The sequence below is a fragment of the Aeromicrobium sp. Leaf350 genome (assembly GCF_916858655.1).
Classification (GTDB): domain Bacteria; phylum Actinomycetota; class Actinomycetes; order Propionibacteriales; family Nocardioidaceae; genus Aeromicrobium.
This window is the reverse complement of the sequence record NZ_CAKASL010000002.1, coordinates 264241-290008: the sequence shown is the minus strand read 5'-3', so window position 1 is coordinate 290008 and position 25768 is coordinate 264241. Positions and strand designations below refer to the sequence as shown.

Here is a 25768-nt window from a genome sequence, read left to right as displayed (position 1 = left end):
GACCGGGAGGCCACTGACGCCCACCGCGAGCGCCCACCAGGGTCCGGAGCCGTACCCCCACCACGCGACCAGGAGCAGGACGACGGCGAGTATCGCGGCGCCGGCTCGTGCGTATCGATACCTGACCTCGACCGACTCTGGGGCACTGATGTTCACCCGGACAGCATCCGCCCGATCGTGCCCTGCCGCGCGTCGAGCACTGCGTCACCACGGCCCTGGGCTCAGGTCGTGCTCGCCAGGTCCGACGTGATGGACGCGGCGGCCGCGAGCAGGTGCTCGAGGTACTCGGCGGCGGGGTCGTGCGCCGTGGTCGAGGAGACGTTGACGGCGGCGACGACCTCGGACCCGCGACGGATCGGTGCGGCGACCGAGCGCAGGCCGGGTGCCAGCTCCTGGTCCGTCGCGGCCCAGCCCTGCTCGGCCGCGACGCGCAGCGCATCGCGGACAGCAGCCTCGTCGCCGGCGGGGCGCTCGGCCGTGCCCGAGAGGTCGGCCCCGGCGAAGTAGACGTCGAGCTCGGCGGGCGGGAGCGCGGCGAGCAGCACACGGCCCATCGAGGTCGCGTGCGCCGGGAACCGCGTGCCGACGGTGATGCCCACGCTCATGATGCTGCGGGTGGCGGCACGGGCCACGTAGACGATCTCGGCACCGTCGAGCACGGCGACCGACGACGACTCCCCCACGCGTGCGGTGAGCACCTGGAGGTGCGGCTGGGCGATCTCGGGGAGGCCGAGACCCGAGAGGTAGGCCGTGCCGAGACGAAGCACCTGCGGGGTCAGCGCGAACTCGCGTCCGTCCGACCGCACGTACCCGAGCTCGACCAGCGTCAGCAGGAACCGGCGAGCCGCCGCCCGGCTCAGACCCGTGGTGGAGGCGACCTCGCTGAGGGTCATGCGCGGACGGTCGGCGTCGAACGCGCGGATGACGTCGAGCCCGCGGGCGAGCGACTGGACGAACTGGTCGCTCGCCGCCGGTCGCTCCACGCGCTCGAGCATAGTGACCGTCAGCCCTTGGCCCGGCGGAGCGGGACGTCGAGGCGTTCGGCCAGCTCGTCGACCGTGAGGCTCCAGGTCTCGAGCACCGTGACGCCGTCGGGGCCGACCTCGAACAGCGCGAGATCGGTGTAGACGCGGCTCACGCAACCCACCCCGGTGAGCGGGTAGGTGCACGACGGCACGAGCTTGGAGGAGCCGTCCTTCGCGAACAGCGTCATCATCACGAGCACGTCCTTGGCGCCGATCGCGAGGTCCATCGCGCCACCCACCGCGGGGATCGCGTCGGGGGCGCCGGTGTGCCAGTTGGCGAGATCGCCGTGCTCGGAGACCTGGAAGGCACCGAGGACGCAGACGTCGAGGTGGCCGCCGCGCATCATCGCGAACGAGTCGGCGTGGTGGAAGTACGAGCACCCGGGCGTCTCGACGACCGGGACCTTGCCGGCGTTGGTCAGGTCGGGGTCGATCTCGTCGCCCTCGGCGGCGCGGCCCATGCCGAGCATGCCGTTCTCGGTGTGCAGCACGACGCCGCTGTCGGCGTCGAGATGGTCGGCCACGAGCGTGGGCTGCCCGATGCCGAGGTTGACGTACGACCCGCTCGGGATGTCACGCGCGATGATCGCTGCGATCTCGTGCTTCGAGAGCGGCTCCCGGTCGGTGTGCTCGATCGTGCTGGTGGTGGTCATGCAACGGCCTCCCGGATCGCGGCGAGGTCGAGGACGTGGTCGACGTAGATGCCGGGCGTCACGACGTTCTCGGGATCGAGGGCACCGGTCTCGACGACGGCCCGCACCTCCACGATCGTGCTCGCCGCGGCGGTCGCCATGACCGGACCGAAGTTGCGGGCCGTCTTGCGGTAGACGAGGTTGCCCGTCCGGTCGGCGCGATGGGCGGCGATCAGGGCGACGTCGCCCTTGATGGGCAGCTCGAGCACGTAGTCGCGGCCGTCGATCGTCCGGGTCTCCTTGCCCTCGGCCAGGGGCGTGCCGACGCCGGTCGGGCTGAAGAACGCCCCGATGCCGGCTCCCGCGGCGCGCATGCGCTCGGCGAGGTTGCCCTGGGGCACGACCTCGAGCTCCAGGGCGCCGGAGCGGTAGAGCTCGTCGAAGACGTACGAGTCGCTCTGGCGAGGGAACGAGCAGACGACCTTGCGCACGCGGCCGGCCTTGAGCAGGGCTGCGAGACCGGTGTCGCCGTTGCCGGCGTTGTTGCTGACGACCGTCAGGTCCGCGGCGCCGTGGCGGATCAGCGCGTCGATCAGCGTCACGGGCATGCCGGCCATGCCGAAGCCGCCGACCAGCACCGTGTCACCGTCACGCACGCCTGCGACCGCGGCGTCGGCGTCGTCGTGGAACGCGGTGCGGCTCATCGAGTGGCTCCCGAGTTCTCGAGGACCACGGCCAGACCCTGGCCGACGCCGATGCAGATCGCGGCGACGCCCCAGCGATCGCCGCTCTCGCGGAGCCGGTGAGCCAGGGTGCCGAGCACGCGGGCGCCCGAGGCGCCCAGCGGGTGGCCGATCGCGATGGCGCCACCCTTGGCGTTGACGATCTCCGGGTCGATCTTCCAGGCGTCGACGCAGGCCAGCGACTGCACGGCGAAGGCCTCGTTGAGCTCGACCGCACCCACGTCGGACCACGAGATGCCGGCCCGGGCGACGGCCTGGTTCGCGGCCTCGACCGGCGCGAAGCCGAACCGCTGCGGGTCCAGCGCCGTGGCGCCGCGACCCGCGACGCGCGCCAACGGGTCGACGCCGACGCCGGCCTTCTCCGAGCCCATCACCAGCGCTGAAGCGCCGTCGTTGAGCGGCGACGCGTTGCCGGCCGTGATCGAGCCGTCGGGCCGGAACGCGGGCTTGAGGCCGGCCAGCTTCTCGGCGGTCGTGCCGACGCGGATGCTCTCGTCACGCTCCAGCTCCACCCCCGGCACCGCGACGACGAGGTCGTCGTAGAACCCGGCGTCCCAGGCCGCGGCCGACAGCTCGTGCGAGCGGGCCGCGAACGCGTCCTGACGGTCGCGCGAGATGGAGAGCTCCTCGGCGAGCTGCTCGTTGCACTCCCCCAGCGAGATCGTCCACTCCTTCGGCATCTGCTGGTTCACGAGTCGCCAGCCCAGCGTGGTCGAGACCGCCTCGACGTTGCCCGCCGGGAACGCGCGCGACGGCTTGGGCAGCACCCACGGCGCCCGGGTCATCGACTCCACGCCACCGGCGATCACGACGTCGGCGTCGCCGGACTCGACCGTGCGCGACGCCATCATGGCCGCGTCGAGGCTGGAGCCGCACAGACGGTTGACCGTCGTCGCGGGCACGCTCGTCGGCAGTCCGGCGAGCAGCACGGCCATGCGGCCGACGTTGCGGTTGTCCTCGCCCGCGCCGTTGGCGTTGCCCCACACCACGTCACCGATCGACGCCGGATCGAGGTCGGGGGTCTTCGCGAGCACACCGGACAAGGCGGTCGCAGCCAGGTCGTCGGGGCGGACCCCGGCGAGGGCGCCGTTGAATCGGCCGAAGGGCGTGCGGGCGGCGGCGTAGACGTAGGCGTCAGTCATCGTTCCTCGTGTTCGTGATGCGAACGAGCGTTCATCATGCGAACAGCCTACGCGGGAGTGACCGAACCGACAACCCTGCGAGGCCCTCCTCTCGGAATCGTCCCGCCCCGCCGCCGGTTGACCCCGACGTGACTTCCCTCTTCGAGCCCCTGACCCTCCGCGGCCGCACGGCCCGCAACCGCATCTGGCTCTCCCCCATGTGCCAGTACTCCGTGCCGAAGCAGGACGGCGTGCCGACCGACTGGCACCTGGTCAACCTCGGCCGACACGCGACGGGTGGCTTCGGGCTGGTCACGACCGAGGCCGCCGCCGTCGTGCCCGAGGGGCGCATCAGCCCCGAGGACGCCGGCATCTGGAACGACGATCAGGCCGACGCCTGGGCGCGGGTCGCGAGCTTCGTCCAGTCGCAGGGCGCACTCGCCGCGATCCAGATCGCGCACGCCGGTCGCAAGGCCAGCACGTACGCTCCGTTCGCCGACGGCGACGGATCCGTGCCGGAGGCCGAGGGCGGCTGGGAGACCCAGGCGCCGTCCGCCGCCGCGTTCGAGGGATACGACGAGCCCACCGAGCTGACGACCGCGCAGATCGCCGACCTCGTGCAGGCGTTCGCCGACGCCGCCGTGCGCGCCGACCGCGCCGGCTTCGACGTCCTCAACGTCCACGCCGCCCACGGCTACCTGCTGCACGAGTTCGTCTCGCCGCTCGCCAACCACCGCACCGACGAGTACGGCGGATCGTTCGAGAACCGCACCCGCGTCGTCGTCGAGGTCGTCGACGCCGTGCGCGCCGTGTGGCCCGACGACAAGCCCCTGTTCGTGCGCATCTCGGCCACCGACTGGGCCGACGGCGGCTGGGACGTCGAGCAGTCGACCCGCCTCGCCGCGGTCCTGAAGGAGCACGGTGTCGACCTCGTCGACGTCTCCTCCGGCGGCGCCGTCGCGCACCAGCAGATCACCGTCGAGCCGGGCTACCAGGTGCCGTTCGCTGCCGATATCCGCAAGGGCGCCGACCTCCCCGTCTCCGCGGTCGGCCTCATCACCGAGCCCGCGCAGGCGCAGGCCGTGCTCGACGACGGCTCCGCCGACGCGATCATGCTCGCCCGTGTCGCGATCCGGGAGCCCTCCTGGCCGCTGCGCGCCGCGCACGAGCTCGGCATCGCCCCCGCCGACGCCCCGTACGCGCCCCAGTACGAGCGCGGAGCCTGGCGCAAGGGCTGACCAGGCGCCCGGAGGTCGGCAGCGACGACGCTCGGGAACTCCGCCGACGACCGCGCCGTTGAAGGTGTCGACGCCCGAGGAGAGTCCATGACGTCATCCACCGCCCGCCGCACCACCATCACGACCTCGCTCGTGGCCCTGAGTCTCCTCGTGCTGGGAGTGTTCGTGGCCCTGGAGGTCCGCGACCAGCCCGAGGTCCAGGAGTCCACCGGCAGCACGGACCCGCGCATCGTCCGCGACGACAGCCACGTGCTCCAGGAGGCACCGGCCGGGTCTCCGGTCGTCGTCGAGTTCCTCGACTTCGAGTGCGAGGCGTGCGGCGCGCTCTACCCCGCCATCGAGCAGCTGCGCGAGGACTTCGCCGGCGAAGTCGAGTTCGTCGTCCGCTACCTCCCCCTGCCCGGCCACCTGAACTCGCGCAACGCCGCCCACGCCGCGGAGGCGGCGGCACGGCAGGGCAGCTTCGAACCGATGTACCGGATGCTGTTCGAGAACCAGGCCATCTGGGGTGAGAGCCAGGACGACCAGTCGCCCCTGTTCCGCAGCTACGCGGAGGAGCTCGGGCTCGACCTCGCCCAGTACGACCGCGACGTCACCAGCGACGACGTCGCGGCCCGGGTGGAGGCGGACTTCCAGGACGCCCAGTCCCTCGGCCTCAGCGGCACACCGAGCCTGTTCCTGGACGGTGATGTCCTCCAGCCGCGCACCTTCGGCGACTTCAGCGACGCCCTCGCCGCCGCCGTGGCCGCGAGCTGAAGCTGCACGCCCTCATCGAGGAGTCCGACCGCTCCTCCGCTCGCCTGCGCTGCCTCGAGCTGTCGAAGGCCCTACGAGTCAGCCCGCAGCAGCCCGGCGGTAGTGGAGGGCCACGGCACCGTTGCTGAGCGGCTGCGCCGAGACGAGGTCGAGGCGCCGACTGCTGGGCAGCCCTCCCTGGTAGAGCGTCGGACCGTGGCCGGCGACGACGGGGTGCAGCAGCAGCCGGTACTCGTCGACGAGGCCGAGGCGATCGAGCTCCGTCGCGAGCAGGCCGCTGCCGAGGAGCACCCCGCCAGGGGTGCGGTCCTTGAGGTCCTGCACCGCCGTCCGGAGGTCGCCGTCGAGGTGGTGACTACCGGACCAGGGGAAGTCGCTCCGTGTCGATGACACGACGTACTTCAGCTTGGCCTCCAGCTTGACGGCCCAGTCGACCAGCGCCGGGGGTGCGTCGACATCGCCCCGGGCGACCGACGGCCAGTAGCCCTCCATCATCTCGTACGTGGTGCGCCCCCACAGCATGGCGCCGCTCTCGTCCATCAGCCGGGTGAAGAGGGCGTGCGTCTCGTCGTCGGCGATGCCCTCCTCGTGGTCGACGCAGCCGTCGAGGGTGACGTTGATGCTGAAGGTCAGAAGTCCCATGAGCCGATTGTGCCGCGAGGGGGCTCTGTAGATCTGCAGTTCCCGCCCAGATCAGTATCGTCGTGAGCGCCACCGCCCTGGTCGAGACCCCGTGACGCTCGAGGAGCACTGCATGACGGAGCTGAAGCGTGTCCTGGTCACCGGCGCCAGCGTCGCCGGACCCGCAGCCGCCTTCTGGCTGGCGCGCGCCGGCTACGACGTGACGGTCGTGGAGCAGGCTCCCGAGCTGCGGCCCGGCGGTCAGAACATCGACATCCGCGCGAGCGGGCGCGACGTGCTGCGCCTGATGGACCTCGAGGACGCGGTGAAGGACCGCAACACCGGCGAGATCGGCACACGCTTCTACGGCGAGGACGGCACGGTCGTCTCGGAGTTCGCCGTCCAGGACGGCGACGGGCACGAGGGTCCGACCGCCGAGCTCGAGATCCTCCGCGGCGCCCTGGCCCAGATCCTCGTGGACGCCTGCCCGAGCGAGGTCACGTGGAAGTTCGGCGTGAGCGTCGTCGCCGTCGACGGCCAGGCGGACGGCGTCACCGTCGACCTCTCGGACGGCTCCACGGAACGGTTCGACCTGCTCGTCGTCGCGGAGGGCGTCGGCTCCCACACCCGCGCCCTCGTGTTCGGCGACGAGCCGCGCGAGAAGCCCCTCGGCATGTACATCTCCTACGCGACGATCCCCCGCACCGCCGACGACGACCAGTGGTGGAACTGGCTCATCGTCCCCGGGGCGCGTCAGGCCGGGCTCCGCCCGGACGACGAGGGCACCACCCGGGCCATGCTGAACTTCCGGACGGACACGCCGGTGCTGGAACGCCTGCGCGGGGCCGAGCTCGTGGAGGCCCTCCGCCGGGAGTTCGCCGACCTCGGCTGGCAGGTCCCGCGGATCCTCGACGCCCTCGCGGACTCCGACGACCTCTACGTCGACTGGTCGCGCCAGGTGATCGCGCCCACGTGGCACCGCGGCCGGGTGTGCCTGCTGGGCGACGCCGCCTGGTGCGTGACCTCCCTCGGAGGTGGCGGCACCTCGCTCGCCATCACGGGTGCCTACGTGCTCGCCGCGTACCTGACCCAGCACGAGGACCACGCGGACGCCTTCGCCGCCTACGAGGACTGGATGCGCCCGATCGTCGAGGACGCGCAGGACCTTCCTCCCGGCGTGCCCCGCATCGCCACCCCCACCAGCCGCGCCGGGGCCGAGCTCCTCAAGTGGGGCACCCGGCTCGCCGCGCTGCCCGCGGTCCAGACCGTGGCGAGCAAGCTGACCTCGGGCCCGACCGCCGACCGCGAGCTCCCGACGTTCTCACCGCGCCCCTGACGCCTCGCCACCACCGTCGAGCATGCGCCGCAGGTAGCCGGCACCGTGCTCCATCTGCGTCGGCGAGTAGCACCGGTCGCGCTTCGCGAGCGCCTCGTCCTCGGACGAGACGAGCAGGCGTGCGCCCGGAGCAGCGGACATCGCCGCGAGCTGCATGCGGCACGCCTTCTCCAGCAGCACGGCCGCCAGCACGGCCTCGTCGCAGGACGACCCGACCACCACGATGCCGTGGTTGACGAGCAGCAGGGCGTTGCGCGCCCCCAAGGACGTGGCGACCGCCCGACCGAGCTCGGCGTCCCGGATCAGGTCGCCCGTCGCCGTGAACCTGGCGACGTCCGGCGGAGCGAACAGCGTGGCCTCGTGGGCGATCGCGACCAGAGGGACCCCGAGCGAGGCGAAGACGACCGCCGCCTCGGGATGGGTGTGGAGCGAGCACGTCACGTCGGGCCGGGCCCGCATGACCTCGGTGTGGATGTGGTGCTCGAGATGGACCGACCCGTGGCCGTCGAGCAGCGAACCGTCCCAGCCGACGAGCTGCACGTCCTCCGGCTGCACCTCCTCGAACCCGATGCCGGAGCGCTTGATCCAGATCCCCTGGCCCGCGGGGTCGCGCAGGGCGACGTGCCCCCAGACGAGGTCGGAGTGTCCGTGGCCGGCCAGGACCCGGCCGGCCACGGACACCTCACGCCGACACTCGTCGTCAGTCACGCAGGAACTCGCCCACGATCGCGTTGAACTGCTCCGGCTGCTCGAACATGGGCCAGTGGCCCGCGTCGGTGATCAGGTCGAACCGACCGTTCGGGAGCAGCTCGCTCGCTCGGCGACCGACCTCGGCCGGCGTCGTCGGGTTCTTGTCGGACCACAGCACCAGCACCTCGTGCTCGATCTTCACGAGGTCGTCCTCGGTCAGCAGGTAGGCCCGGTTCTCCTCCGACGGCTGCTCGGCCACCAGCTTGGGCATCGCCTCGCGGCTGTCCGGGAGCGTGTAGATCCGGTGCCGGGCCTGCACGAGCTCGTCGGTCACCGAGGCGGGATCGGCCATGAGCCACTCGAGCCGGGTGCGGACGCTCTCCAGCGTCGGGGCGTCCACGGCCTTCTTGGTGACGCTGCCGACGCGGGCGTGCACCTCGGCGCTCTGCGCCCGGCTCGCCTCGTCGTCCAGCAGGATGCCCGCGCCCGTCGCGAACACGATCTTGCCCAGGCGGTCGGGGTTCGTCCTGGCCGTGTGGAGCGCCGTCCAGCCTCCGAGGCTCTGGCCGACCATGTGCGCCTTCTCGATGCCGAGACCGTCCATGAAGGCCAGGAGGTGCTCGGTGAACAGCGGCGCGTGATAGGTCACGTCCAGCGGCTTGTCGCTGAAGCCGTGGCCGATGGCGTCGATGGCGTGGACCTGCAGTCCCAGCTCGGCGAGCGGGACGACGTTGCGGACGAATCCTTCGACGTGGCCGGTCAGCCCGCCGATCATGATGACGTGCTCGCCCGAGGTGCCGGCCTCCAGCGAGCGGGTGCGCCAGGGTCCGGCCTGGTGGTAGCGGATCTCGGCGCCGAGGGCGCTGCTCCAGAAGGTCATGTCAGTTCTCCAGGTAGGTGAGGATGTGGCGGTTGACGGTGGACGATTGCTCGTAGTGCGGCCACTGCTTGGCGTCGGCGACGGTGGCCAGGGTCGAACCGGGTGCGGCGTCGAGGCAGCGCTCGAAGACCGCCGGCGGGATGTGGCCGTGCTGGCCGCGGATGAACAACAGCGGCCTCGCCAGCGACGTGAGCTGGTCGGTGGAGACGAGATGGCGGGAGTTGTCGGCGTTGCGGACCGCGCGGTGGACGTCGGTGGCGCCGGGGATCGCGTAGAGGCGACGGCGCAGCTCGACCATCTCGTCGTCGATCGTCGACGGGTCGTGCAGCAGCTGCGCGAACCGGCGTCGGACGCTGTCGGAGCTCGGGTCGTCGAAGGCCTTGCCTCCCTCGGCGAACGCCTGCTTCACGCGGGGGTCGGCCATGCGGTCGCCCTCGGGCTGGAGACCGGCCGGCTCGATCAGCGCGATCTTGCCGAACGCGTCCGGCGTCCGGCTCGCGGCGTGAAGTGCCGCCCAGCCGCCCAAGGACTGACCGACCAGGTCGAACCCCCGGCCGTCGTCGAGGTCCTCCGCCACCGAGGCGACGTGGTCGGTGAGCTCGCCGACGTCGTAGGCGACCCCGGCCTGCTCCGTCAGCCCGTGGCCCAGGAGGTCGATCGCGACGACCGGGCCCCGCTTGGCGAGCACGCCCAGGTTGCGGGCGAACGTCTCGAGGTGCCCGCCCCGACCGTGCAGCATCAGGACGGGCCTGGCGGTCGACGCCGGGTCGCCCATCGTCACGGTGCGCGTCAGCACGCCCCGGACGTTGATGCGCCGGACGACCGCGGTCTGGAAGGCGTCCCAGAGGAGGCTCACCGGAGATGCGTCCGCAGGAACTCGAGCGTGCGGTCCCACGTCAGCCGAGCGGCGTCGGGATGGTGGTTCGGGTGGGTCTCGTCGTGGTACGCGTGTCCGGCTCCCTCGTAGCGGTGGAAGTCGGCTCCCTGCGCCGCCGTGGGACACGCCTGCTCGAGCAACGAGATCTGGTCCTGCGGGATCGCCTCGTCCGCGCCGCCGAAGTGGAACTGCACGGGCGCCTTCAGCGTCGCGAGCAGCGGGATCCGTGAGTCGGGCTCGCCGGTCGGCGAGTACTCAGGAGGCAGCACGGGGATGCCGTAGAGCGAGACGATCGCGTCCAGGTCCGGCGTCTGGCTCCCCCAGACCAGGACGGTCCCGCCGCCGAGGCAGAACCCGAGCGCGGCGGCCCGGTCGGGCAGCGCCTCGGGCAGCGACCGGGCGAAGTCCAGGCCGGCCTGGAGGTCGGGCACGGCGCGACTGTCCCGCGCGGCGAGGAACGCCATCGACCGACGCTCGTCGACGCTCGAGAAGTTCTGCGGCGGCATGCCCCCGAAGCGGCTGAAGAGGTCGACCGTGAGGCTGACGAATCCCTCGCTCGCAAGGGCGCGGGTGACGCCCTGACGGTGCGGGGTCACGCCGAGGTTCTCGTGAGCGGTGATCACGACCGGGAACTGGCCGGGCCGGTCAGGGACGGCGAGGAAGCCCCGCACGAGGTCCGTGCCGGAGGTGAAGTGGACCCACCCCGCGCGCACGCCCTCTCCCGTCGGCTGGATGTTGACCGTCATGGCAGCTTCCTTCCTGCGCCGGACGACTCCGCGTCCTGCGCTGACTTGATGGCTCGTTGGACCAGCCCACTGAGGTTCTTGCCGAGCTCGTTCAGCCGCGTGGCCGACGCCCTGGCGGTGGGCAGGATGATGGAGACGGCCCCCAGGGGTCGTCCCCCCAGTCCCACGGGGACGGCGATCCCCGAGACACCGGCGATGTACTCGTCGGACTCCGACGCCCACCCCCGCTTGCGGGCGCGGTCGACGTGTCGCCGCAGCTCGTCGGAGTCCGTGATGCTGCGGTTGGCGCGCTTCACGAGGTGGATGTTCGGGAGCAGCAGCTCCACCTCCTCCTCGGGGAGCCCGGAGAGCACGGCCTTGCCGATGCAGCCGGACCCGAGCCCGGACCGCTTGCCGACCGGCGACGTCACGTTCAGCTCGTGGGTCGACTCCCGCTTCTGCGTGATCAGCACCGTGTTGTCGATCCAGTCGACCTCACCGAGCAGCAGCGCCTCCCCCGTGTGGTCGGCCACCGTCCGGATCACGCCGGCGCTCAGCCGGCTCAGCGTGCTCGTGTTCGACACGAGGCCGCCCAGCTCGAGCAGGCGCGATCCGAGGGCGTACGCCCCCTTCTCGTCCTGCCGCAGGAACCCGCGCTCGACGAGCGTGCGCGCGATCCGGTGGGTGCTGGAGAGCGGAAGGGCCACCGCGTCGGCCAGCTCGCCGAGCATGAGGGCGGGGTTGGCCGCGGTGAACGCGAGCAGGATGTCCGCTGCGCGTTCGACCGACTGGACGGGCGGCACCGAGCTCTGGCTCGGTGCCGCCGACTTCAGCACCATCGGTCAGCCGCAGTACGACGGCGCGTCAGCGACGTTGTCCTTGGTGACGACCGTCAGCGGGATCTCCCCGATGGCCGGCTCCGGGGCATCCGCCTCGAGCTGGTCGACGGTGGTCTCGAGCGCCTTCTTGCCGAGGTCGGCCGGCGAGCTGGCGACGAGCATCGCGAACTGGCCCGACTCGACGGCCTCGAGGCCCTCGGGAGTTCCGCCGTTGGCGATGATCTTGATGTCGTCACGTCCCGCGTTGGCGAACGCGGTCGCGGCGCCGAAGGCCATCTCCTCGTTCGGCACGAAGACGTAGGACACGTCGGGGTTGGACTGCAGGAGGTTCTCCGCGACCTCCTGGGCCTTGGCCCGCTGGAACATGCCGGGCTGCTCGAAGACGACGTCGACGCTGTCGGGCAGCGCCTCGCGGAATCCCTTCACGAACAGGTCGGAGGCAGCGCCGGGCGCGCCCGCGATGATGGCCGCGTCGACGTCGTCGCCGGCCGCGTCCTCCTCCAGCCACTGCGCCGCGAGCTCGCCGTTGTGGAAGACGTCCGAGAGCTCGGCGCCGAGGATCTTGGTCTTGTCGGGCCCGCTCACCGAGGTGAGGAAGATCGGGATGCCCGCGGCGTTCGCCTGCGCCACGGCGCCGGTGAGCGAGTCGATGTTGACGGTCTGCAGGATGATCGCGTCGACCTGACGGACGATCATGTCCTCGATGTTCGACTGCTCCTTGCCGGGGTCGCGGGCCGAGTTGGCCGAGATGACCTCGACGGACGCACCGTCGGCGGCCTTCGTCAGGCCCTCCTCGAGGCAGGTGTGGAAGTCGAGCGTGTCGGAGTTGACGAACCCGATCGTGTACGAGTCCTCGCTCGACCCACCTCCTTCGCCGGAGTCGGTGCCGCACGCGGCGAGCGAGCCACCGGCGAGGGCCATGCACGCGAGCACGCGGGCGGTGAGGTTGATCTTCATGATGGTGCCTTTCTTCGGGGGTCTGGTGTCAGTGCGCGCTGCGGTGCCGGAGGTGGTTCACGATCGCGGCGACCAGGAGGACCACGCCGACCGAGACCGGCTGGTAGAACGAGTCGATCTGGAGCAGGTTGATCCCGTTCGCGACGACGCCGAGCAGGACGACGCCGAGCACCGTGCCGAGCACCGTGGCGCTTCCGCCGTAGAGCGCGGTCCCGCCGATCACGACGGCCGCGACGACGGTGAGCTCGAGGTGCAGACCGGCCGTTCCGGGGCTGGCTGCGCCCAACCGGGAGAGCAGCATGATGGCCGCGACCCCCGCGAGAACTCCGTTGAGCACGTAGAGCGAGATCGTGTGGCGCATGACGGCGATGCCGCCGAGCCGCGCGGCGACGTGGTTGCCCCCGATGGCGAGCGCGTCGCGACCGAACCGGGTCCAGCGCAGGACGACCGCGGCCGCGGCGCAGACCACACCCGCAATGACCAGCAGCAGCGGGAGCCCGAGGACCTCCCCCGTCCCGAGCCACGTGAGCTGGTCGCTGATCGAGATGGCCTGACCCTGCATCGCGACCAGCGCCACGCCGTCGAGGATCGTCGCGGTCGCGAGGGTCGTCACGAAGGGCGCCACCCCGAAGAACGTGATGACGAACCCGTTGACCAGCCCGAAGACCGCACCGAGGGCGAGCCCGCAGACCATGGCGACCGGCGTGCTGGTGCCGTTCGCGATGAGCTGGGCGGCGACCGCGGTGATGACCGCCACCTGGCTGCCGAGCGAGAAGTCGAGCCCACCGGAGGCCATCAGGAGCGTCAGACCCGCCGCCAGCACGCCGATCACGGCCACCTGACGCAGCACGTTGATGATGTTCGGCGTGGTGGCGAACACCTCGGTCGAGACCGAGAGGTACAGACACACGGAGACCAGGACGGCGAGCAGCCCGCCGTGCTGGACCAACCAGTCCGGGACGGCGACGCGGCGGCGCGAGATCGTGAGCGCGGTCATGAGATTCCTCCGAGTAGTGCGTGGTTGATGTCGTGATGGTTGGCGTCGTCGGCGTCGTGCTCGTCGATCACCACGCCGCCCCGCAGGACGATGACGCGGTCCGCGAGGCGCAGGACCTCGTCGACGTCCGAGCTCGCGAGGAGGACGGCGACGCCGTCGGCCGCCATGGCCTCGATCAGCTCGTGGATGTCGGCCTTGGCGCGCACGTCGACGCCTCCGGTCGGCTCCTCGAGGAGGCAGGCCCGGAGCCCCTCGCCCGAGAGCCACTTCGCGAGCAGCACCTTCTGCTGGTTGCCGCCCGACAGGCTGGTCACCGGCGGATCGGCGTGCAGGGTCACGACGTCGAAGCGCTGGCGGAGCTCGAGGGCCTCCCGGCGGATCCGCGACCAGCTGATGAGTCGTCGCCGCGAGACGGGGGCCAGCGCAGCGATGTTCTCGTTGACGGTGGCGAGCGGGTTGAGGCCCGATCCGAGGCGGTCGCCCGACACCGATCGCAGGCCCTGCTGGAGCGTGCGAGCGATGCGGCGAGGGTCCACACGATCGCCGTCGAGGGTCACCGTTCCGGCGTCGGCCGGAGCAAGACCGCTGAGGTGGCGGAAGAGTGCCGTCTGGCCGTCACCGGCCGGCCCGAGCACGGCCACGATCTCACCGGCACCGACCGTGATGTCGAGCGGCTCGAGGACGCCGCGGACGGCGAGGCCCGTGATCGTCAGCATCGGGCGTCGCTCTCGGCGCGGGCGCGAGGGTCGCTCGACCACCACGTCGGAGCCGACCATGGCCTCCACCAGGTCGCGCATGGTCAACGAGCTGGTGGGCGACGTCAGCGCCACCTCACCGTCCCGCAGGACCGTGACGCGGTCGCTGAGCTGCATGACCTCCTCCAGGTGGTGGGAGATGTACACGACGGCGCGCTTGCGCTCGGCCAGACGACGGACCAGGTCGTGGATGAGGGCGGCATCGGCGCCGCCGAGCGACGCCGTGGGCTCGTCGAGGATGATCACGTCACCGCCGCGGCGGACCTCGCGGGCGATCTCGACCAGGGTCTGCTGACCCGGACCGAGCCGGTCGACCCGCGTGCGCGGGTCGATGTCGATGCCGAGGTCGGAGAGCGCCTCGCGAGCGCCCTCGACGACGCGCCGCCAGTCGACGGCCCCGGATCGACGCGGCAGCTCGCCGAGGAAGATGTTCTCGGCGACGCTCAGGGACGGGACGAGCGTGCGCTTCTGGTAGACGGTCGAGATGCCGGCCTCGCGGGCGCCTCGCGGCCCTGCGTGGTGCAGGTGCGTGTCGCCCAGCTGCACGGAGCCGGCGTCGGCCCGGATGGCTCCGCTGAGCACCTGCACGAGGGTCGACTTGCCGGCGCCGTTCATGCCCAGCAGCGCGTGGATCTCGCCCGGCGCGGCGTCGAAGTCGACGTCCTGCAGCGCCACGGCGCCGCCGAAGCGCTTCGCGATCCCCCTCATGGCGAGGGCGCGGGGCTGCGAGCTCATGAGTCGGCCCTGTCCAGCAGGCTGGTCGAGTGGGTGTACATCTGCCCGTGCGGGATGCCCAGGAGGACCAGCAGGTTGCGCAGTGCCACTGGGTTCATGCCCAGCTCCAGGAGGGCGGTCGCGTCGAGCTGCTCGACGGCGCGGGCCTCGGTGTCGCTCACGTCGTAGCGGCTCATGAAGGTGCGGGGGTCGCCCAGGAGCTCGTCGACGTGACCGTCGAGGTGCTCCAGGTCCCACGTCATCTTCGTCAGGCCGAGGACGCTCATGCGCCGACCTCCATCCGGACGATCCCGATGCCGATGGCCCAGTCCGGCATCGGCTCGTAGGCGTAGGTCTCGGCGCCGGTCGCACCAGCGCAGGCGAGGGCGGCCACCCACGTCCGGATCTCGAGGGCGCCGTTGCCGGCCTCCTCGAGCACCTCCTCGTCGGACAGGGACACGATCGCGTCGAGATCGCCCTCGTCGACGGTCGCGAGGAACCGGCGGTCCCAGGCGTCGTTGACCTGACCGAACTGCGGCAGACCGACCCAGTGCGAGACACCACCGGTCGCGATGACGGCCACGCTCACGTCGCCGGGCAGCGACTCCACGGCTGCGCGCAGCGCCGAGCCCAGCTGCGCCGCACGGTCCAGCGTCGGCAGCGGTGCCGTGTTGCAGTTGACGAACAGCGGGAGCACCGGACGGTCGACGAGCCCGAGCCGGATGATCGGCACCATGAACGCGTGGTCGAGCAGCATCTCGTGGCTCCGCGACACGTCGAAGCCGTGCCGGACGAGGTCCGCGAGGATCGCGGCTCCCGTCTCCGGGGCACCGGCCACGGTCCCCTCCGGGTTGCCGTACTCCCCCCACGCGTCGTACGACTCGGCCAGACCCAGGCAGAAGGTCGGGTAGTGCTCGAGCCGGAACGTCTCGTAGTGGTCCGTCGCGATCACCAGGACCACGTCGGGGTCGGCCTCGGAGATCTCGGCCGCCATGCGGTCCCACGCAGCGTGGAGCCGCACCGACGACTCCGGATGGGCGTCGGGGTTCTTGAGGATGGCACCCACGTGGGAGGTGGCTCCCGCGAAGACGAGGCGCCCCATCAGCCGACGACCTCGATGTCGTGGGCCACCGGCGCGCCGGGGCGCGCGACGTCGGTCGACAGCAGCGTGCCGCACGACGGGCACGCGTACTGGCGCACCTCGAGCTTCTCGGACAGACGGGTGGCGAGGCTGACCTCGTGCACCTCCCTGATGCGACGCTCGCCGGCACGCTGACGCCACGGGCCGCTGCCCTCGGCGAGCACGTGACCGCACCGGCACCGCGTGAACTCGGCTCCGTCCGTGCCGGCGGCGAGCTCCAGCGCGTGGCCGAGCGGGCGCACCCGCTCGAGGTCGCCCGGAGCCGTCACGTCCTGCTGCTCGGCGCGGGACCAGGAGCGACGATCCGTGCGGATCTCCTCCCGCCGGCTCGCCGTGGCCGCGTCGTCGAGATGACCGTCGGCGTCGAGGACCGCGCCGTAGAGACGCACGGCAGCCTCGGGCGAGATCGCCCGCGTCCGCAGGTCCTCCTCGAGCGCACTCGTCGCACGGGCGATCGGGTCTCCCCAGCCGCCGCCCGACTGGTGCACCGAGGCCAGGACGTCACCCGTGCTGAGCGGGAACGCGCCCTGACGCCCGTGCATCGTGGGGCGCTCGCCCTCGATCGCGTGGACGTCCTGGGGCACGGACCCCTCGGCGAAGGTCGCCGCGACACCGCTGTCGACCACCAGGTCGCGGATGTTCTGCGTGCCCGGCAGGCCACCGAAGATGCCCGTCGAGTTCGGGGCCTCCCAGCCGTGGCCGTTGCACGTCGCCTTCAGCGAGGAGCCACGGTGCACGAGGAAGGTCGAGCCCATGCTCTGGCCGCCGCGGTACTCGCCGGCTCCACCGGAGTCGGTCACGAGACCCCGCCGCAGGTACAGCAGCGGCGTCTCGAGCTCCATGTCCTCGGCGTTCGAGATCTTCTGGCGCTCGATGTTGTGCTGACCCTGCGTCCAGACTCCGTCGCGATGGGCGTAGGCGCCCCCGCCGGTCGCCAGGCAGTCGAGGATCACGTGGGTGAACGGGTCACCGTGCGCGTTGACGCCGCTGAGCACGAACTGGTCGGGACCTCCCGCGGGTGCAGCCTGGGCCTCACCGATCAGCTCGTCGGAGCAGGCCACCAGCTTGGACAGGGCCTCCACGGCCGTCATCTCCACGAGCCAGCCCGCCTCGAGCGCACCGCCCGAGACCGCGGCCGGACGCTTCGCGTTGCAGATCAGTCCCTCGGGGGCGTGCACCTCGACGGCCCGGAACAGGCCCTCGTTCCAGGGCGCGTCGTACGCCAGGGTCGGCAGCAGGGCGGCGTTGATGCCCGCCATGAGCCCCGACGACGTGCAGTTGATGTAGCCCTCGACCTGGGGTGAGGAACCGGAGTAGTCGAAGTGCAGGGTGTCGCCGGTCTTGGTCAGCACCAGGTCGACCTCGTAGACCTCGTTCAGTCCTCCGTCGTTGTCCAGGTAGGCCCGGCTCCGCACGACCGCGTCGGGCAGCGTCTCCAGACGGTGGCGGAGGCGGCGGTCGGACAGGTCGATGAGTCCACCCATGACGGCCTTCACCGTCTCGACGCCGTAGCGCTCGGCCAGCTGCGTCATGGCACGCACGGCGGTGTTGTTGGCACCGATCAGGCCCCGCAGGTCGAGGTTGACCGCGGGAGCTGCTCGCGTGTGGGCCATGATCAGGTTCCACACGTCGCTGCGGATCTTGCCGTCGGCGATGAGCTTGGTGGGCGTGAGCTGCAGCCCCTCCTGGTAGCACTCGGTCGCGTCGTTGCAGAAGCTGCCGGGGCGCGAACCGCCCACGTCGGGCATGTGGCACATCGCGCCGGTCCACGCCAGCAGCTCGCCGTCGAAGAAGATCGGCGCCACGACGCCCATGTCCTGCGCGTGGATCGATCCCTTCCAGGGGTTGTTGACGACGAACATGTCGCCCGGGTTGATGCCCGGATCGTCCTCGCAATCCTCGATCACGTGGCGGGTGATCAGCGCCATCGAGGCCGAGTGCAGCAGGATCGTGCGTCCCATCGCGGCGACGGAGCCGTCCGGCAGGTAGAGGCCGACGTTGAAGTCGTTCGCGTTCACGACGTGCGGCGACCCGGAGATCGCGGCCAGGGTCGCGCCCTGCTCGTCGGTGATCGCGAGCAGACGGTGACGGATGACCTCGAAGGTCACGGGGTCCACGTCGACCGACGGGCCCACCGGATCGCTGGGACGGTCGAGGATCTCGGTGTTCATCAGTTTCCTTTGCAGTTGATGACGATGTTGGTGCGCGCGTCGACGTGCAGCTCCTGGCCGGGGCCGACGACGATGGTCGTGCCCTCGAACTCCAGGACCGCCGGACCGATGAGCTGCGCGCCGGGGCCGACCTTCTCGCCGCGCAGGACGGGGACGTCCACGCGACCCGCGTCGGCGAAGGTGACCTTGCGGGTGCCGATCCGTGCGTCCTCGACGGTGCCGCTCGGCGGGTCCTCCCCGTCGTCGAGCCCGGCGACGGCGACGCGCCCCTCGACCCGGAGCGTGTTCAGCTCGAGTCCCGCGCTGCGCAGGGCCGTGCCCTTGCCGTAGATGCGCTCGTACGTCTCGAAGAACTCCTCGACGACCGCGCGGAGCGTCTCCACCGTGACGGGCCCGTCCGGCAGCACGACGGGCAGCTCGTGGGTCTGACGGCGGAACTTCAGGTGCACGGACCGGCTGAACCAGGCTCCGCTGTCGCGGTCGAGGTCCTCGTGGCAGCGGGCGACGAGGTCGTCCAGGTTGCGCGTGAGCCGGGCCAGGTCGATGTGGGCGGCCGGGTCGTCCGCGCCCGCAGGGGTGCGCTGCAGGTCGGTGACCTGGAGCGAGCGGAAGCGGTCGGCCGTGACCGTGCCGTAGGCGGAGTGGACCGTGGAGGTCGGCGGCACGACCAGCGTGTTGATGCCCGCCGCCTGCGTGTAGGAGCAGGCGTGGGTCGGGCCCGCACCGCCGTAGGCGAAGACGGCGAAGTCGCGAGGATCGCGCCCCTGCTCGACCGTCACCTTGCGCAGCAGGTCGGCCATCTGGTTGTCCGCGACGGTCCGGATGCCGAGCGCGGCCTCCTCGACGGTCATGCCGAGCGGCTCGGCGATGTGGGTGCGGATCGCCTCCTCGGCGAGGTCGCGGTCGAGCTTCATCCGGCCGCCGAGGAAGTACTCGGGGTCGATGATCCCGAGCACCACGTCCGCATCGGTCACGGTGGGCCGCAGGCCACCCCTCGCGTAGCAGGCCGGGCCGGGGACGGATCCTGCGCTCTCAGGGCCGACCACCAGCGCGCCGACCTCGTCGACCCAGGCGATCGAGCCGCCGCCGGCGCCGATGGCCGTGACCTTGATGCGCGGGATCGAGAGGTGGTAGTTGCCGACCTCGCTCTGCCGCTCCACGAGCGGCTCGCCGTCCAGCACCAGGCCGACGTCGAAGCTCGTACCGCCCATGTCGCTGGTGATGACGTTCTCGAAGCCCAGGGTCTCGGCGAGCTTCGACGTGGCCAGCACGCCGCCGGCGGGGCCCGAGGTCAGCAGCGACGCGGCGCGGTAGGCCGCGTCGATCGCCTTCATCACGCCGCCGCCCGAGTCCATGACCGAGAGCTCGCCGACGAAACCCGTCTCGTGGAGCCGTCCCTCGAGGTTCTCCATGTAGTCCCGGATCACGGGGCCCAGGTAGGAGTTCACGACCGTCGTGGCCGTGCGCTCGTACTCCCCGATGACCGGGGCCACCTCGTGCGACAGCGTCAGGTAGACCTCGGGCCACTCGGCCTCGACGATCTCGCGCACGCGGGCCTCGTGGTCCGGGTTGAGGAACGACCAGAGGAACGAGACGGCGAGCGCCTCCACACCGGCGGCTCGCAGTCGCGCGATCGCGTCGCGGACCTGCGACTCGTCCAGCGCCACGAGCGCCTCGCCCGAGGAGTCGATGCGCTCGTCGATCTCGATGATCAGGTCGCGGTCGACGATCGGGGTGGGGTTGCTCCGCTGGCTGTAGTGGCCGGTGTTCGCCCCCATGCCCACCCACGACGTCATGCTCCGCTGGATCAGCATGGTGTCGCCGAAGCCCGCGGTCGTCAGGAGAGCGGTCCGTGCACCCTTGCGCTCGATGAGCGCGTTGGTCGCCGCCGTCGTGCCGTGGGCGAAGTACCGGATCTCGGAGGCGAACTGCTCGAGCGGCTTGCCGACGGCATCGGCCGCGAGCCGCAGGGCGTTGAGGATGCCTTCGGAACGGTCGCTCGGAGTGGTCGGGGACTTGAACAGCCGGGGGCGGCTGCCCTCCTCCAGGAGCACCAGGTCGGTGAAGGTGCCGCCGATGTCGGTGCCGATGAGGTACCCCCCGTGGGGGGTGGATGCTGAGCTCACAGTCGTGTCTTTCGCCGGGGGTCGGGAACGCGTGCTCAGCCTCAAGCGCACGAGAATGTGACGCAAGGCACATTCCGCGTAGCGGAAAGCAGGGGGGTCTCCATCCCCACTTTCGAGCATGCGCCGCAGTGACACCGACCAGGCGAAAGCACTGTCATTGCAGCGCTTTCGCGGATCTGATGCATTGCGCGGCTCGTGTTCCGGAAATGTTTCCTCACGCGTCTCGACGCCGATCGGCGCCGGCCAGGCACCGACTCGCGTTCCGCAGAACGGAAATCGACGCCCCTCGGATTCTGGTAGACACGGACCCATGGAGCAGCCGCCGCAGCGACCCGGCGTCCAGTCGGTCGATCGGGCGCTCGACATCCTCCTGGCGTTCAGCTCGGAGCACCCGGCACTCACGCTCGGGGAGCTCGCCGCGGCGGTCGGCCTCCCGGGATCGAGCACCCACCGGCTCGCTCGCAACCTGGTCCAGCGCGGGTTCATGCGGCAGGAGCACGACGGCCGCTACTCGCTGGGCGCGCGTCTCCTCGAGCTCGGCGGCCTCGTGTCGAACTCGAGCGTGCTGAGCACGATGTGCCGCAACCTCCTGGAGGAGCTGTCGGCCGAGCTCGACGAGACCGCACTGCTGGCCGAGGTCGACTGGATCGACTCGACGGTGACCATCATCCACAAGTGCGAGGCCGACCAGACCCTGCGCGCCACGTCCCCGGTCGGGCGCCGATCGGGCATCGGCTCGGGATCGCTCGGGATCGCGATCCTCTCGAGCCTTCCGGAGACCACCTTCGAGACGTTGGCGCCCCAGCTCTACCTGGCGGCCCGGACACCGCACAGCCTCACGGAGGTCGACGACCTCCGGACGGCGGTCGCCCTGGCGAGACGCAAGGGGTGGGCGGCTCGGCGCAACGACTACATCGACGGCATCTCCGGCGTCGCCGTGCCGGTCAGGATCTCGGACATGACCCTGGGAGCCATCGCGATCGTGGTCCCGACCGTGCGCGGCAGCCACCGCCGCCTGAGCGAGATCGGCGCCCTCATGGCGCGACTCGTCGGCGACGCCCAGGCGCGGTACGAGTCGACCCAGTTCCGCTGAACGGAACTCCCTCCTCGTCGACTCCCCCACCTGGTCGGAGACTGACACCTGACACCCGCACGAGGCAGGAGAGCCGCATGACCCTGACGGCATACCAGATCGAGGCCGCCGACCGACTCGACCAGGCGCGCACCGGCATCAAGCCGACCGCGCCCGTGCGGGACGTGCTCGGCTCGACGGACGTGGACAGCGCCTACGTGGTCCAGGCTGAGCTGACCCGTCGCCGCGTCGAGGCCGGTGGTGTGGTCGTCGGGCGCAAGATCGGCCTGACGTCACCGGCGGTGCAGAAGCAGCTCGGCGTCGACCAGCCCGACTTCGGCGTGCTGTTCGCCGACATGCACGTCGCCGACGGCGGCACGGTGCCGACGGCGACCCTGCTGCAGCCCAAGGTGGAGGCGGAGGTCGCCTTCCTCCTCGGTGCCGATCTCGACGGTCCGCTCGACCTGGCCTCCGTGCGCGCCGCCGTGACCCACGCGGTACCCGCGCTCGAGATCGTCGACAGCCGAGTGGACGACTGGGACATCACGATCGTCGACACGGTGGCCGACAACGGCTCGAGCGCGGCCTTCGTGCTCGGCGAGACCGCTGTCCCGATCGCGGAGGTCGAGCCTCGCGAGGTCCAGATGCAGCTCACCGTCGACGGTGACGTCGCCTCCTCCGGCGACGGTGCCGCCTGCCTGGGCGACCCGTTGGAGGCCCTGCTCTGGCTGGCCCGCGCAGCGCAGGACCTCGGCGACCCGCTGCGTGAGGGGCAGATCATCCTGTCCGGCGCCCTCGGACCGATGGTGCCGGTGACCCCGGGCAGCACGGTCCGCGCCGTCATCACCGGCCTCGGCGACGTCTCGGTCGCGTTCGACCAGGAGGTCCGTTCATGAGCACGACGAAGGTCGCCGTGATCGGTTCCGGCAACATCGGCACCGACCTGATGCTGAAGGTCATCCGTCTCTCGGACACCCTCGAGATGGACGTCATGGTCGGCATCGACCCCGAGTCCGACGGGCTCGCCCGCGCGCAGAAGAACGGGGTGCGCACCACCGCCGAGGGCGTCGCCGGGCTGATCGCGATCGACGGCTTCGACGACATCGACATCATCTTCGACGCCACCTCCGCCAAGGCCCACGAGGCCAACGCGACGGCACTCGCGCCCTACGGCAAGCAGCTCATCGACCTGACCCCCGCGGCCATCGGCCCGTACGTCGTGCCGCCGGTGAACCTCGAGGAGCACCTCGATGCGGACAACGTGAACATGGTGACCTGCGGCGGACAGGCGACGATCCCGATCGTCGCCGCGATCGCCCAGGTCGTGCCGGTCGCCTACGCCGAGATCGTGGCGTCGATCGCCTCGCGGTCGGCCGGGCCCGGCACTCGCGCCAACATCGACGAGTTCACCGAGACCACCTCGGCGGCCATCGAGGCCGTCGGCGGCGCCGGTCGCGGCAAGGCGATCATCATCCTGAACCCGGCCGAGCCGCCGCTGATCATGCGTGACACCGTGCTCGCCCTGGTCGGCGACGCCGACGAGAGCGCGATCCGCGAGTCGGTCAGCGCGATGGTGGCCAAGGTCGCCCAGTACGTGCCGGGCTACCGCCTCAAGCAGGAGGTCCAGATCCGCAAGCTCGAGGGCGACGAGCCGGTCCACACGCTCGTGCCGGAGGGCTCCGCGCCGGTCACGACGCAGGTCTCGGTGTTCCTCGAGGTCGAGGGCGCTGCGCACTACCTCCCGGCCTACGCCGGCAACCTCGACATCATGACCTCCGCCGCCCTGCGGGTCGCGGAGTCCAAGGCCGCACGCACGCAGGGAGACGCCCGATGACCCAGGTCTTCATCCAGGACGTCACGCTCCGTGACGGCATGCACGCCATCCGCCACCGCATCGACCCGAAGGACGTCCGCCGCATCGTCCGTGCCCTCGACGACGCCGGGGTCGACGCCCTCGAGGTCGCCCACGGCGACGGCCTGGCCGGCGGCTCGCTGAACTACGGCCCGGGCAGCCACACCGACTGGGAGTGGCTCGAGGCCGCCGCCGACGAGGTGAAGAACGCCCGGCTCACGACGCTCCTGCTGCCAGGCATCGGCACGATCCACGAGCTCCAGCGCGCCTGGGACATCGGGGTGCGCTCGATCCGCATCGCGACGCACTGCACCGAGGCGGACGTCTCGGCCCAGCACATCGCCTATGCCCGCGAGATCGGCATGGACGTGTCGGGATTCTTGATGATGAGCCACATGGCCGAGCCCGCGAAGCTCGCCGAGCAGGCGAAGCTCATGGAGTCCTACGGTGCCCACTGCGTCTACGTGACCGACTCCGGTGGACACCTCACGATGCGTGCCGTCGCTGAGCGCGTCACGGCCTACCGCGACGCGCTCGACCCGTCGACCGAGATCGGCATCCACGCCCACCAGAACCTCAGCCTCTCGGTGGCGAACAGCGTCGTCGCGGTCGAGAACGGCGTGACCCGGGTCGACGCCTCGCTCGCCGGTCTCGGCGCCGGGGCGGGCAACTGCCCCATCGAGCCGTTCATCGCGGTGGCCGACCTCGAGGGCTGGGAGCACGGGTGCGACCTCGCCGCCCTGGAGGACGCCGCCGACGACATCGTGCGGCCCCTCATGGACCGCGCCGTGCAGGTCGACCGCGAGACCCTCACGCTCGGCTACGCCGGTGTCTACTCCAGCTTCCTGCGCCACGCCGAGAACGCCTCCCGCCGCTACGACGTCGACGTGCGCGACATCCTCACCGAGGTCGGGCGCCGCAAGCTCGTCGGCGGCCAGGAGGACATGATCGTCGACATCGCGCTCGATCTCGCCGGCTCACCGTCCTGATCCGGGCGTCGAGTCAGCGACGCCGTGCGGACCGGCGACCGTAGGTCGCACCGATGCCCAGCGCGGCCGACCTCACCGCTGCCGCATGGGTCGCGGGGTGGAACCGGGTCACGGGTCCGGCGACGCTGACGGCAGCGATGACCGCACCGGTGGCATCGAGCACCGGAGCCGCGACACAGACGACGCCGACCGCCGACTCCTCGTACTCGAAGGCCACACCGCTGCGGGCGCACTCGTCGAGCTGCTCGCGCAGGAGTCCCGGTGAGACGACGGTGCGCGGCGCACGGCGCTCGAGCGGACCCGACAACAGGGCGTCCTGCTGCTCGCGCGGCGCGTGCGCCAGCAGCGCCTTGCCGATCGCGGTGGCGTGCAGGGGCATCCGGCCGCCGAGCCGGGACGGCGCCGCGGCCTGCTGGTGCCCCGACATCTTCAGCACGTAGACGACCTCGTCCCCGTCGCCGACGCCGAGATGCACCGTCTCGTGGGTGCGCTCGTACAGGTCCTCCAGGAACGGGGTCGCGACCTCGATGAGGTTGCGACCGACCGACGCCCGCATGCCGAGCTCGAAGACCAGCATCGACAGGCGGTACCGGTCGTCACGGCGGTCGATCAGTCCCACAGCCTGGAGGTCCGAGAGGTGGCGGTGCAGCGTCGCCTTCGGCAGGCCCGTCGCAGCCTGGAGGTCGGAGAACGTCAGTGCGGTGCGGTCGACGGTGAAGCTCTCGAGGATCGCCATGGCCTTGCCGAGCACGCTCGGGGGCGGGGGCGACTCGTCAGACGCCATCGCCGGACTCGAAGATCGCCACGGTCTCCTCGATGTGGGCCTGCATGGCGACGCGGGCGATCTCGGCGCTGCCGGTCCGGATCGCGCCCCGGATGACGTCGTGGTCGTGGTTGCGATGGTCGACGGCGTTGCCGATGGCGACCTTGCCACCGACGGTGCTGATGAAGAAGTCGCTCATGTCCCACATGCGCTCACTCAGCTCGGCCATCACGCGCGAGTGAGCCATTCGGTGAATGGCCAGGTGGAACTCCCGATTGCGGAATCGGTACTGCCGGGATCGCTGCTCCGCCGGCATCTCGTCCGAGAGCTCGGCGATGGCGTTCCAGGCCCCGTCGAGCTCTGCGATCTGGGCGTCGGTCCGCCGGCTCGCCGCGGCTGCGGCGATCTCGCCCTCGAAGCGTCCGAAGAGCTTGAAGAAGTCTCGGATCTCGCGCGGGGAGTACTGCGCGACGCGGCAGCCGCTCTGGGGGACGATCTGGACGATCCCGATCGCCTCCAGGCGGCGCATGGCTTCCATGACCGGCTGCTTGCTGACGTCGAACTCTGCCTTGACGTCCTCGATCGAGATGCGTGACCCGACGGCGTAGTCCCCGTCGAGAAGACGCTCCTTGAGCACGTCGAGGACGGCGACCGAGAGGCGCTGGCCCCGGTCGCGGACCGGTCCGGCATCACTCATCGGAGGTCACCACATCGAGCGAAGCTCCGTGTGCGTCGTCGCAGTTCGACC

General features: G+C 71.1%; 26 protein-coding genes. 7 read left to right on the top strand and 19 right to left on the bottom strand.

Going from position 1 to position 25768, the window contains the following annotated elements:
- Positions 1 to 221: 221 nt before the first annotated feature.
- From LO931_RS10320 to LO931_RS10305, 4 genes are read right to left on the bottom strand one after another with little or no spacing between them, the layout of a single operon-like run.
- A complete protein-coding gene (locus tag LO931_RS10320) occupies positions 222 to 983 on the bottom strand; it encodes an IclR family transcriptional regulator C-terminal domain-containing protein (RefSeq protein ID WP_229053510.1) in 762 nt (253 codons plus the stop codon).
- A gap of 20 nt (positions 984 to 1003) precedes the next feature.
- The gene (locus LO931_RS10315; protein WP_229053509.1) at positions 1004 to 1678 is read right to left on the bottom strand and encodes a 3-oxoacid CoA-transferase subunit B; all 675 of its coding nucleotides are present in this window, start codon (positions 1676 to 1678) and stop codon (positions 1004 to 1006) included.
- Positions 1675 to 2361 carry a 3-oxoacid CoA-transferase subunit A gene (locus tag LO931_RS10310; RefSeq protein WP_229053508.1) on the bottom strand — a complete coding sequence of 229 codons (687 nt, stop codon included), beginning with the start codon at positions 2359 to 2361 and terminating at the stop codon, positions 1675 to 1677. Before LO931_RS10310 ends, LO931_RS10315 begins: the two co-directional genes overlap by 4 nt.
- The gene (locus tag LO931_RS10305; RefSeq protein WP_229053507.1) at positions 2358 to 3542 is read right to left on the bottom strand and encodes a thiolase family protein; all 1185 of its coding nucleotides are present in this window, start codon (positions 3540 to 3542) and stop codon (positions 2358 to 2360) included. Before LO931_RS10305 ends, LO931_RS10310 begins: the two co-directional genes overlap by 4 nt.
- 128 nt (positions 3543 to 3670) lie before the next feature.
- Between LO931_RS10305 and LO931_RS10300 the strand changes: the two genes are divergently transcribed.
- Positions 3671 to 4759, top strand: a complete 1089-nt coding sequence (locus LO931_RS10300; RefSeq protein WP_229053506.1) for an NADH:flavin oxidoreductase/NADH oxidase — start codon at positions 3671 to 3673, stop codon at positions 4757 to 4759.
- A gap of 87 nt (positions 4760 to 4846) precedes the next feature.
- Positions 4847 to 5515 carry a thioredoxin domain-containing protein gene (locus LO931_RS10295; RefSeq protein WP_229053505.1) on the top strand — a complete coding sequence of 223 codons (669 nt, stop codon included), beginning with the start codon at positions 4847 to 4849 and terminating at the stop codon, positions 5513 to 5515.
- Between the two features lie 78 nt (positions 5516 to 5593).
- On the opposite strand, the gene LO931_RS10290 is transcribed toward LO931_RS10295, so the two are convergent.
- Complete coding sequence (locus tag LO931_RS10290; protein WP_229053504.1) at positions 5594 to 6157, bottom strand: dihydrofolate reductase family protein; 564 nt, start codon at positions 6155 to 6157, stop codon at positions 5594 to 5596.
- Positions 6158 to 6269: 112 nt separating this feature from the next.
- Here LO931_RS10290 and LO931_RS10285 point away from each other — a divergent pair, with 112 nt between their 5' ends.
- Positions 6270 to 7472, top strand: a complete 1203-nt coding sequence (locus LO931_RS10285; protein WP_229053503.1) for an FAD-dependent monooxygenase — start codon at positions 6270 to 6272, stop codon at positions 7470 to 7472.
- Here the strand turns inward: LO931_RS10285 and LO931_RS10280 are convergent.
- The 12 genes from LO931_RS10280 to LO931_RS10225 are packed head-to-tail and all read right to left on the bottom strand — an operon-like array spanning position 7458 to position 20344.
- Entirely contained in the window at positions 7458 to 8180 is a 723-nt protein-coding gene (locus LO931_RS10280) for a class II aldolase/adducin family protein (protein WP_229053502.1), read from the bottom strand. The genes LO931_RS10285 and LO931_RS10280 overlap by 15 nt on opposite strands.
- Positions 8173 to 9042: an alpha/beta fold hydrolase gene (locus LO931_RS10275; RefSeq protein ID WP_229053501.1), complete on the bottom strand. Its 870-nt coding sequence runs from the start codon at positions 9040 to 9042 to the stop codon at positions 8173 to 8175. The genes LO931_RS10280 and LO931_RS10275 overlap by 8 nt, the downstream gene beginning before the upstream one ends.
- Before the next feature lies 1 nt (position 9043).
- Entirely contained in the window at positions 9044 to 9898 is an 855-nt protein-coding gene (locus tag LO931_RS10270; protein ID WP_229053500.1) for an alpha/beta fold hydrolase, read from the bottom strand.
- Positions 9895 to 10665, bottom strand: coding sequence for a dienelactone hydrolase family protein (locus LO931_RS10265; RefSeq protein WP_229053499.1), 771 nt, complete (start codon positions 10663 to 10665; stop codon positions 9895 to 9897). Before LO931_RS10265 ends, LO931_RS10270 begins: the two co-directional genes overlap by 4 nt.
- A complete protein-coding gene (locus LO931_RS10260) occupies positions 10662 to 11483 on the bottom strand; it encodes an IclR family transcriptional regulator (RefSeq protein WP_229053498.1) in 822 nt (273 codons plus the stop codon). The genes LO931_RS10265 and LO931_RS10260 overlap by 4 nt, the downstream gene beginning before the upstream one ends.
- A gap of 3 nt (positions 11484 to 11486) precedes the next feature.
- Positions 11487 to 12440 carry a sugar ABC transporter substrate-binding protein gene (locus LO931_RS10255; RefSeq protein ID WP_229053497.1) on the bottom strand — a complete coding sequence of 318 codons (954 nt, stop codon included), beginning with the start codon at positions 12438 to 12440 and terminating at the stop codon, positions 11487 to 11489.
- A 28-nt stretch (positions 12441 to 12468) separates the two neighbouring features.
- Positions 12469 to 13437 carry an ABC transporter permease gene (locus LO931_RS10250; protein ID WP_229053496.1) on the bottom strand — a complete coding sequence of 323 codons (969 nt, stop codon included), beginning with the start codon at positions 13435 to 13437 and terminating at the stop codon, positions 12469 to 12471.
- The gene (locus LO931_RS10245) at positions 13434 to 14927 is read right to left on the bottom strand and encodes a sugar ABC transporter ATP-binding protein (protein WP_229053495.1); all 1494 of its coding nucleotides are present in this window, start codon (positions 14925 to 14927) and stop codon (positions 13434 to 13436) included. The genes LO931_RS10250 and LO931_RS10245 overlap by 4 nt, the downstream gene beginning before the upstream one ends.
- Complete coding sequence (locus tag LO931_RS10240; protein WP_229053494.1) at positions 14924 to 15193, bottom strand: hypothetical protein; 270 nt, start codon at positions 15191 to 15193, stop codon at positions 14924 to 14926. The genes LO931_RS10245 and LO931_RS10240 overlap by 4 nt, the downstream gene beginning before the upstream one ends.
- A complete protein-coding gene (locus tag LO931_RS10235; protein ID WP_229053493.1) occupies positions 15190 to 16008 on the bottom strand; it encodes a hypothetical protein in 819 nt (272 codons plus the stop codon). The genes LO931_RS10240 and LO931_RS10235 overlap by 4 nt, the downstream gene beginning before the upstream one ends.
- A complete protein-coding gene (locus LO931_RS10230; RefSeq protein ID WP_229053492.1) occupies positions 16008 to 18218 on the bottom strand; it encodes a hydantoinase B/oxoprolinase family protein in 2211 nt (736 codons plus the stop codon). The genes LO931_RS10235 and LO931_RS10230 overlap by 1 nt, the downstream gene beginning before the upstream one ends.
- The gene (locus tag LO931_RS10225) at positions 18218 to 20344 is read right to left on the bottom strand and encodes a hydantoinase/oxoprolinase family protein (protein ID WP_229053491.1); all 2127 of its coding nucleotides are present in this window, start codon (positions 20342 to 20344) and stop codon (positions 18218 to 18220) included. Before LO931_RS10225 ends, LO931_RS10230 begins: the two co-directional genes overlap by 1 nt.
- 310 nt (positions 20345 to 20654) lie before the next feature.
- Here LO931_RS10225 and LO931_RS10220 point away from each other — a divergent pair, with 310 nt between their 5' ends.
- From LO931_RS10220 to dmpG, 4 genes are all read left to right on the top strand, one after another.
- Positions 20655 to 21437: an IclR family transcriptional regulator gene (locus tag LO931_RS10220; RefSeq protein ID WP_229053490.1), complete on the top strand. Its 783-nt coding sequence runs from the start codon at positions 20655 to 20657 to the stop codon at positions 21435 to 21437.
- A 77-nt stretch (positions 21438 to 21514) separates the two neighbouring features.
- Complete coding sequence (locus LO931_RS10215; RefSeq protein ID WP_229053489.1) at positions 21515 to 22312, top strand: 2-keto-4-pentenoate hydratase; 798 nt, start codon at positions 21515 to 21517, stop codon at positions 22310 to 22312.
- Positions 22309 to 23250 carry an acetaldehyde dehydrogenase (acetylating) gene (locus LO931_RS10210; RefSeq protein ID WP_229053488.1) on the top strand — a complete coding sequence of 314 codons (942 nt, stop codon included), beginning with the start codon at positions 22309 to 22311 and terminating at the stop codon, positions 23248 to 23250. The genes LO931_RS10215 and LO931_RS10210 overlap by 4 nt, the downstream gene beginning before the upstream one ends.
- Positions 23247 to 24257 (top strand): 4-hydroxy-2-oxovalerate aldolase, encoded by a 1011-nt coding sequence (gene dmpG / locus LO931_RS10205; protein WP_229053487.1) that lies wholly within the window; start codon positions 23247 to 23249, stop codon positions 24255 to 24257. The genes LO931_RS10210 and dmpG overlap by 4 nt, the downstream gene beginning before the upstream one ends.
- A gap of 13 nt (positions 24258 to 24270) precedes the next feature.
- On the opposite strand, the gene LO931_RS10200 is transcribed toward dmpG, so the two are convergent.
- Together LO931_RS10200 and LO931_RS10195 are read right to left on the bottom strand one after the other, a co-directional pair.
- Positions 24271 to 25041: an IclR family transcriptional regulator gene (locus tag LO931_RS10200; RefSeq protein ID WP_229053486.1), complete on the bottom strand. Its 771-nt coding sequence runs from the start codon at positions 25039 to 25041 to the stop codon at positions 24271 to 24273.
- The gene (locus LO931_RS10195; protein WP_229053485.1) at positions 25031 to 25717 is read right to left on the bottom strand and encodes a GntR family transcriptional regulator; all 687 of its coding nucleotides are present in this window, start codon (positions 25715 to 25717) and stop codon (positions 25031 to 25033) included. The genes LO931_RS10200 and LO931_RS10195 overlap by 11 nt, the downstream gene beginning before the upstream one ends.
- Between the last annotated feature and the right edge of the window lie 51 nt (positions 25718 to 25768).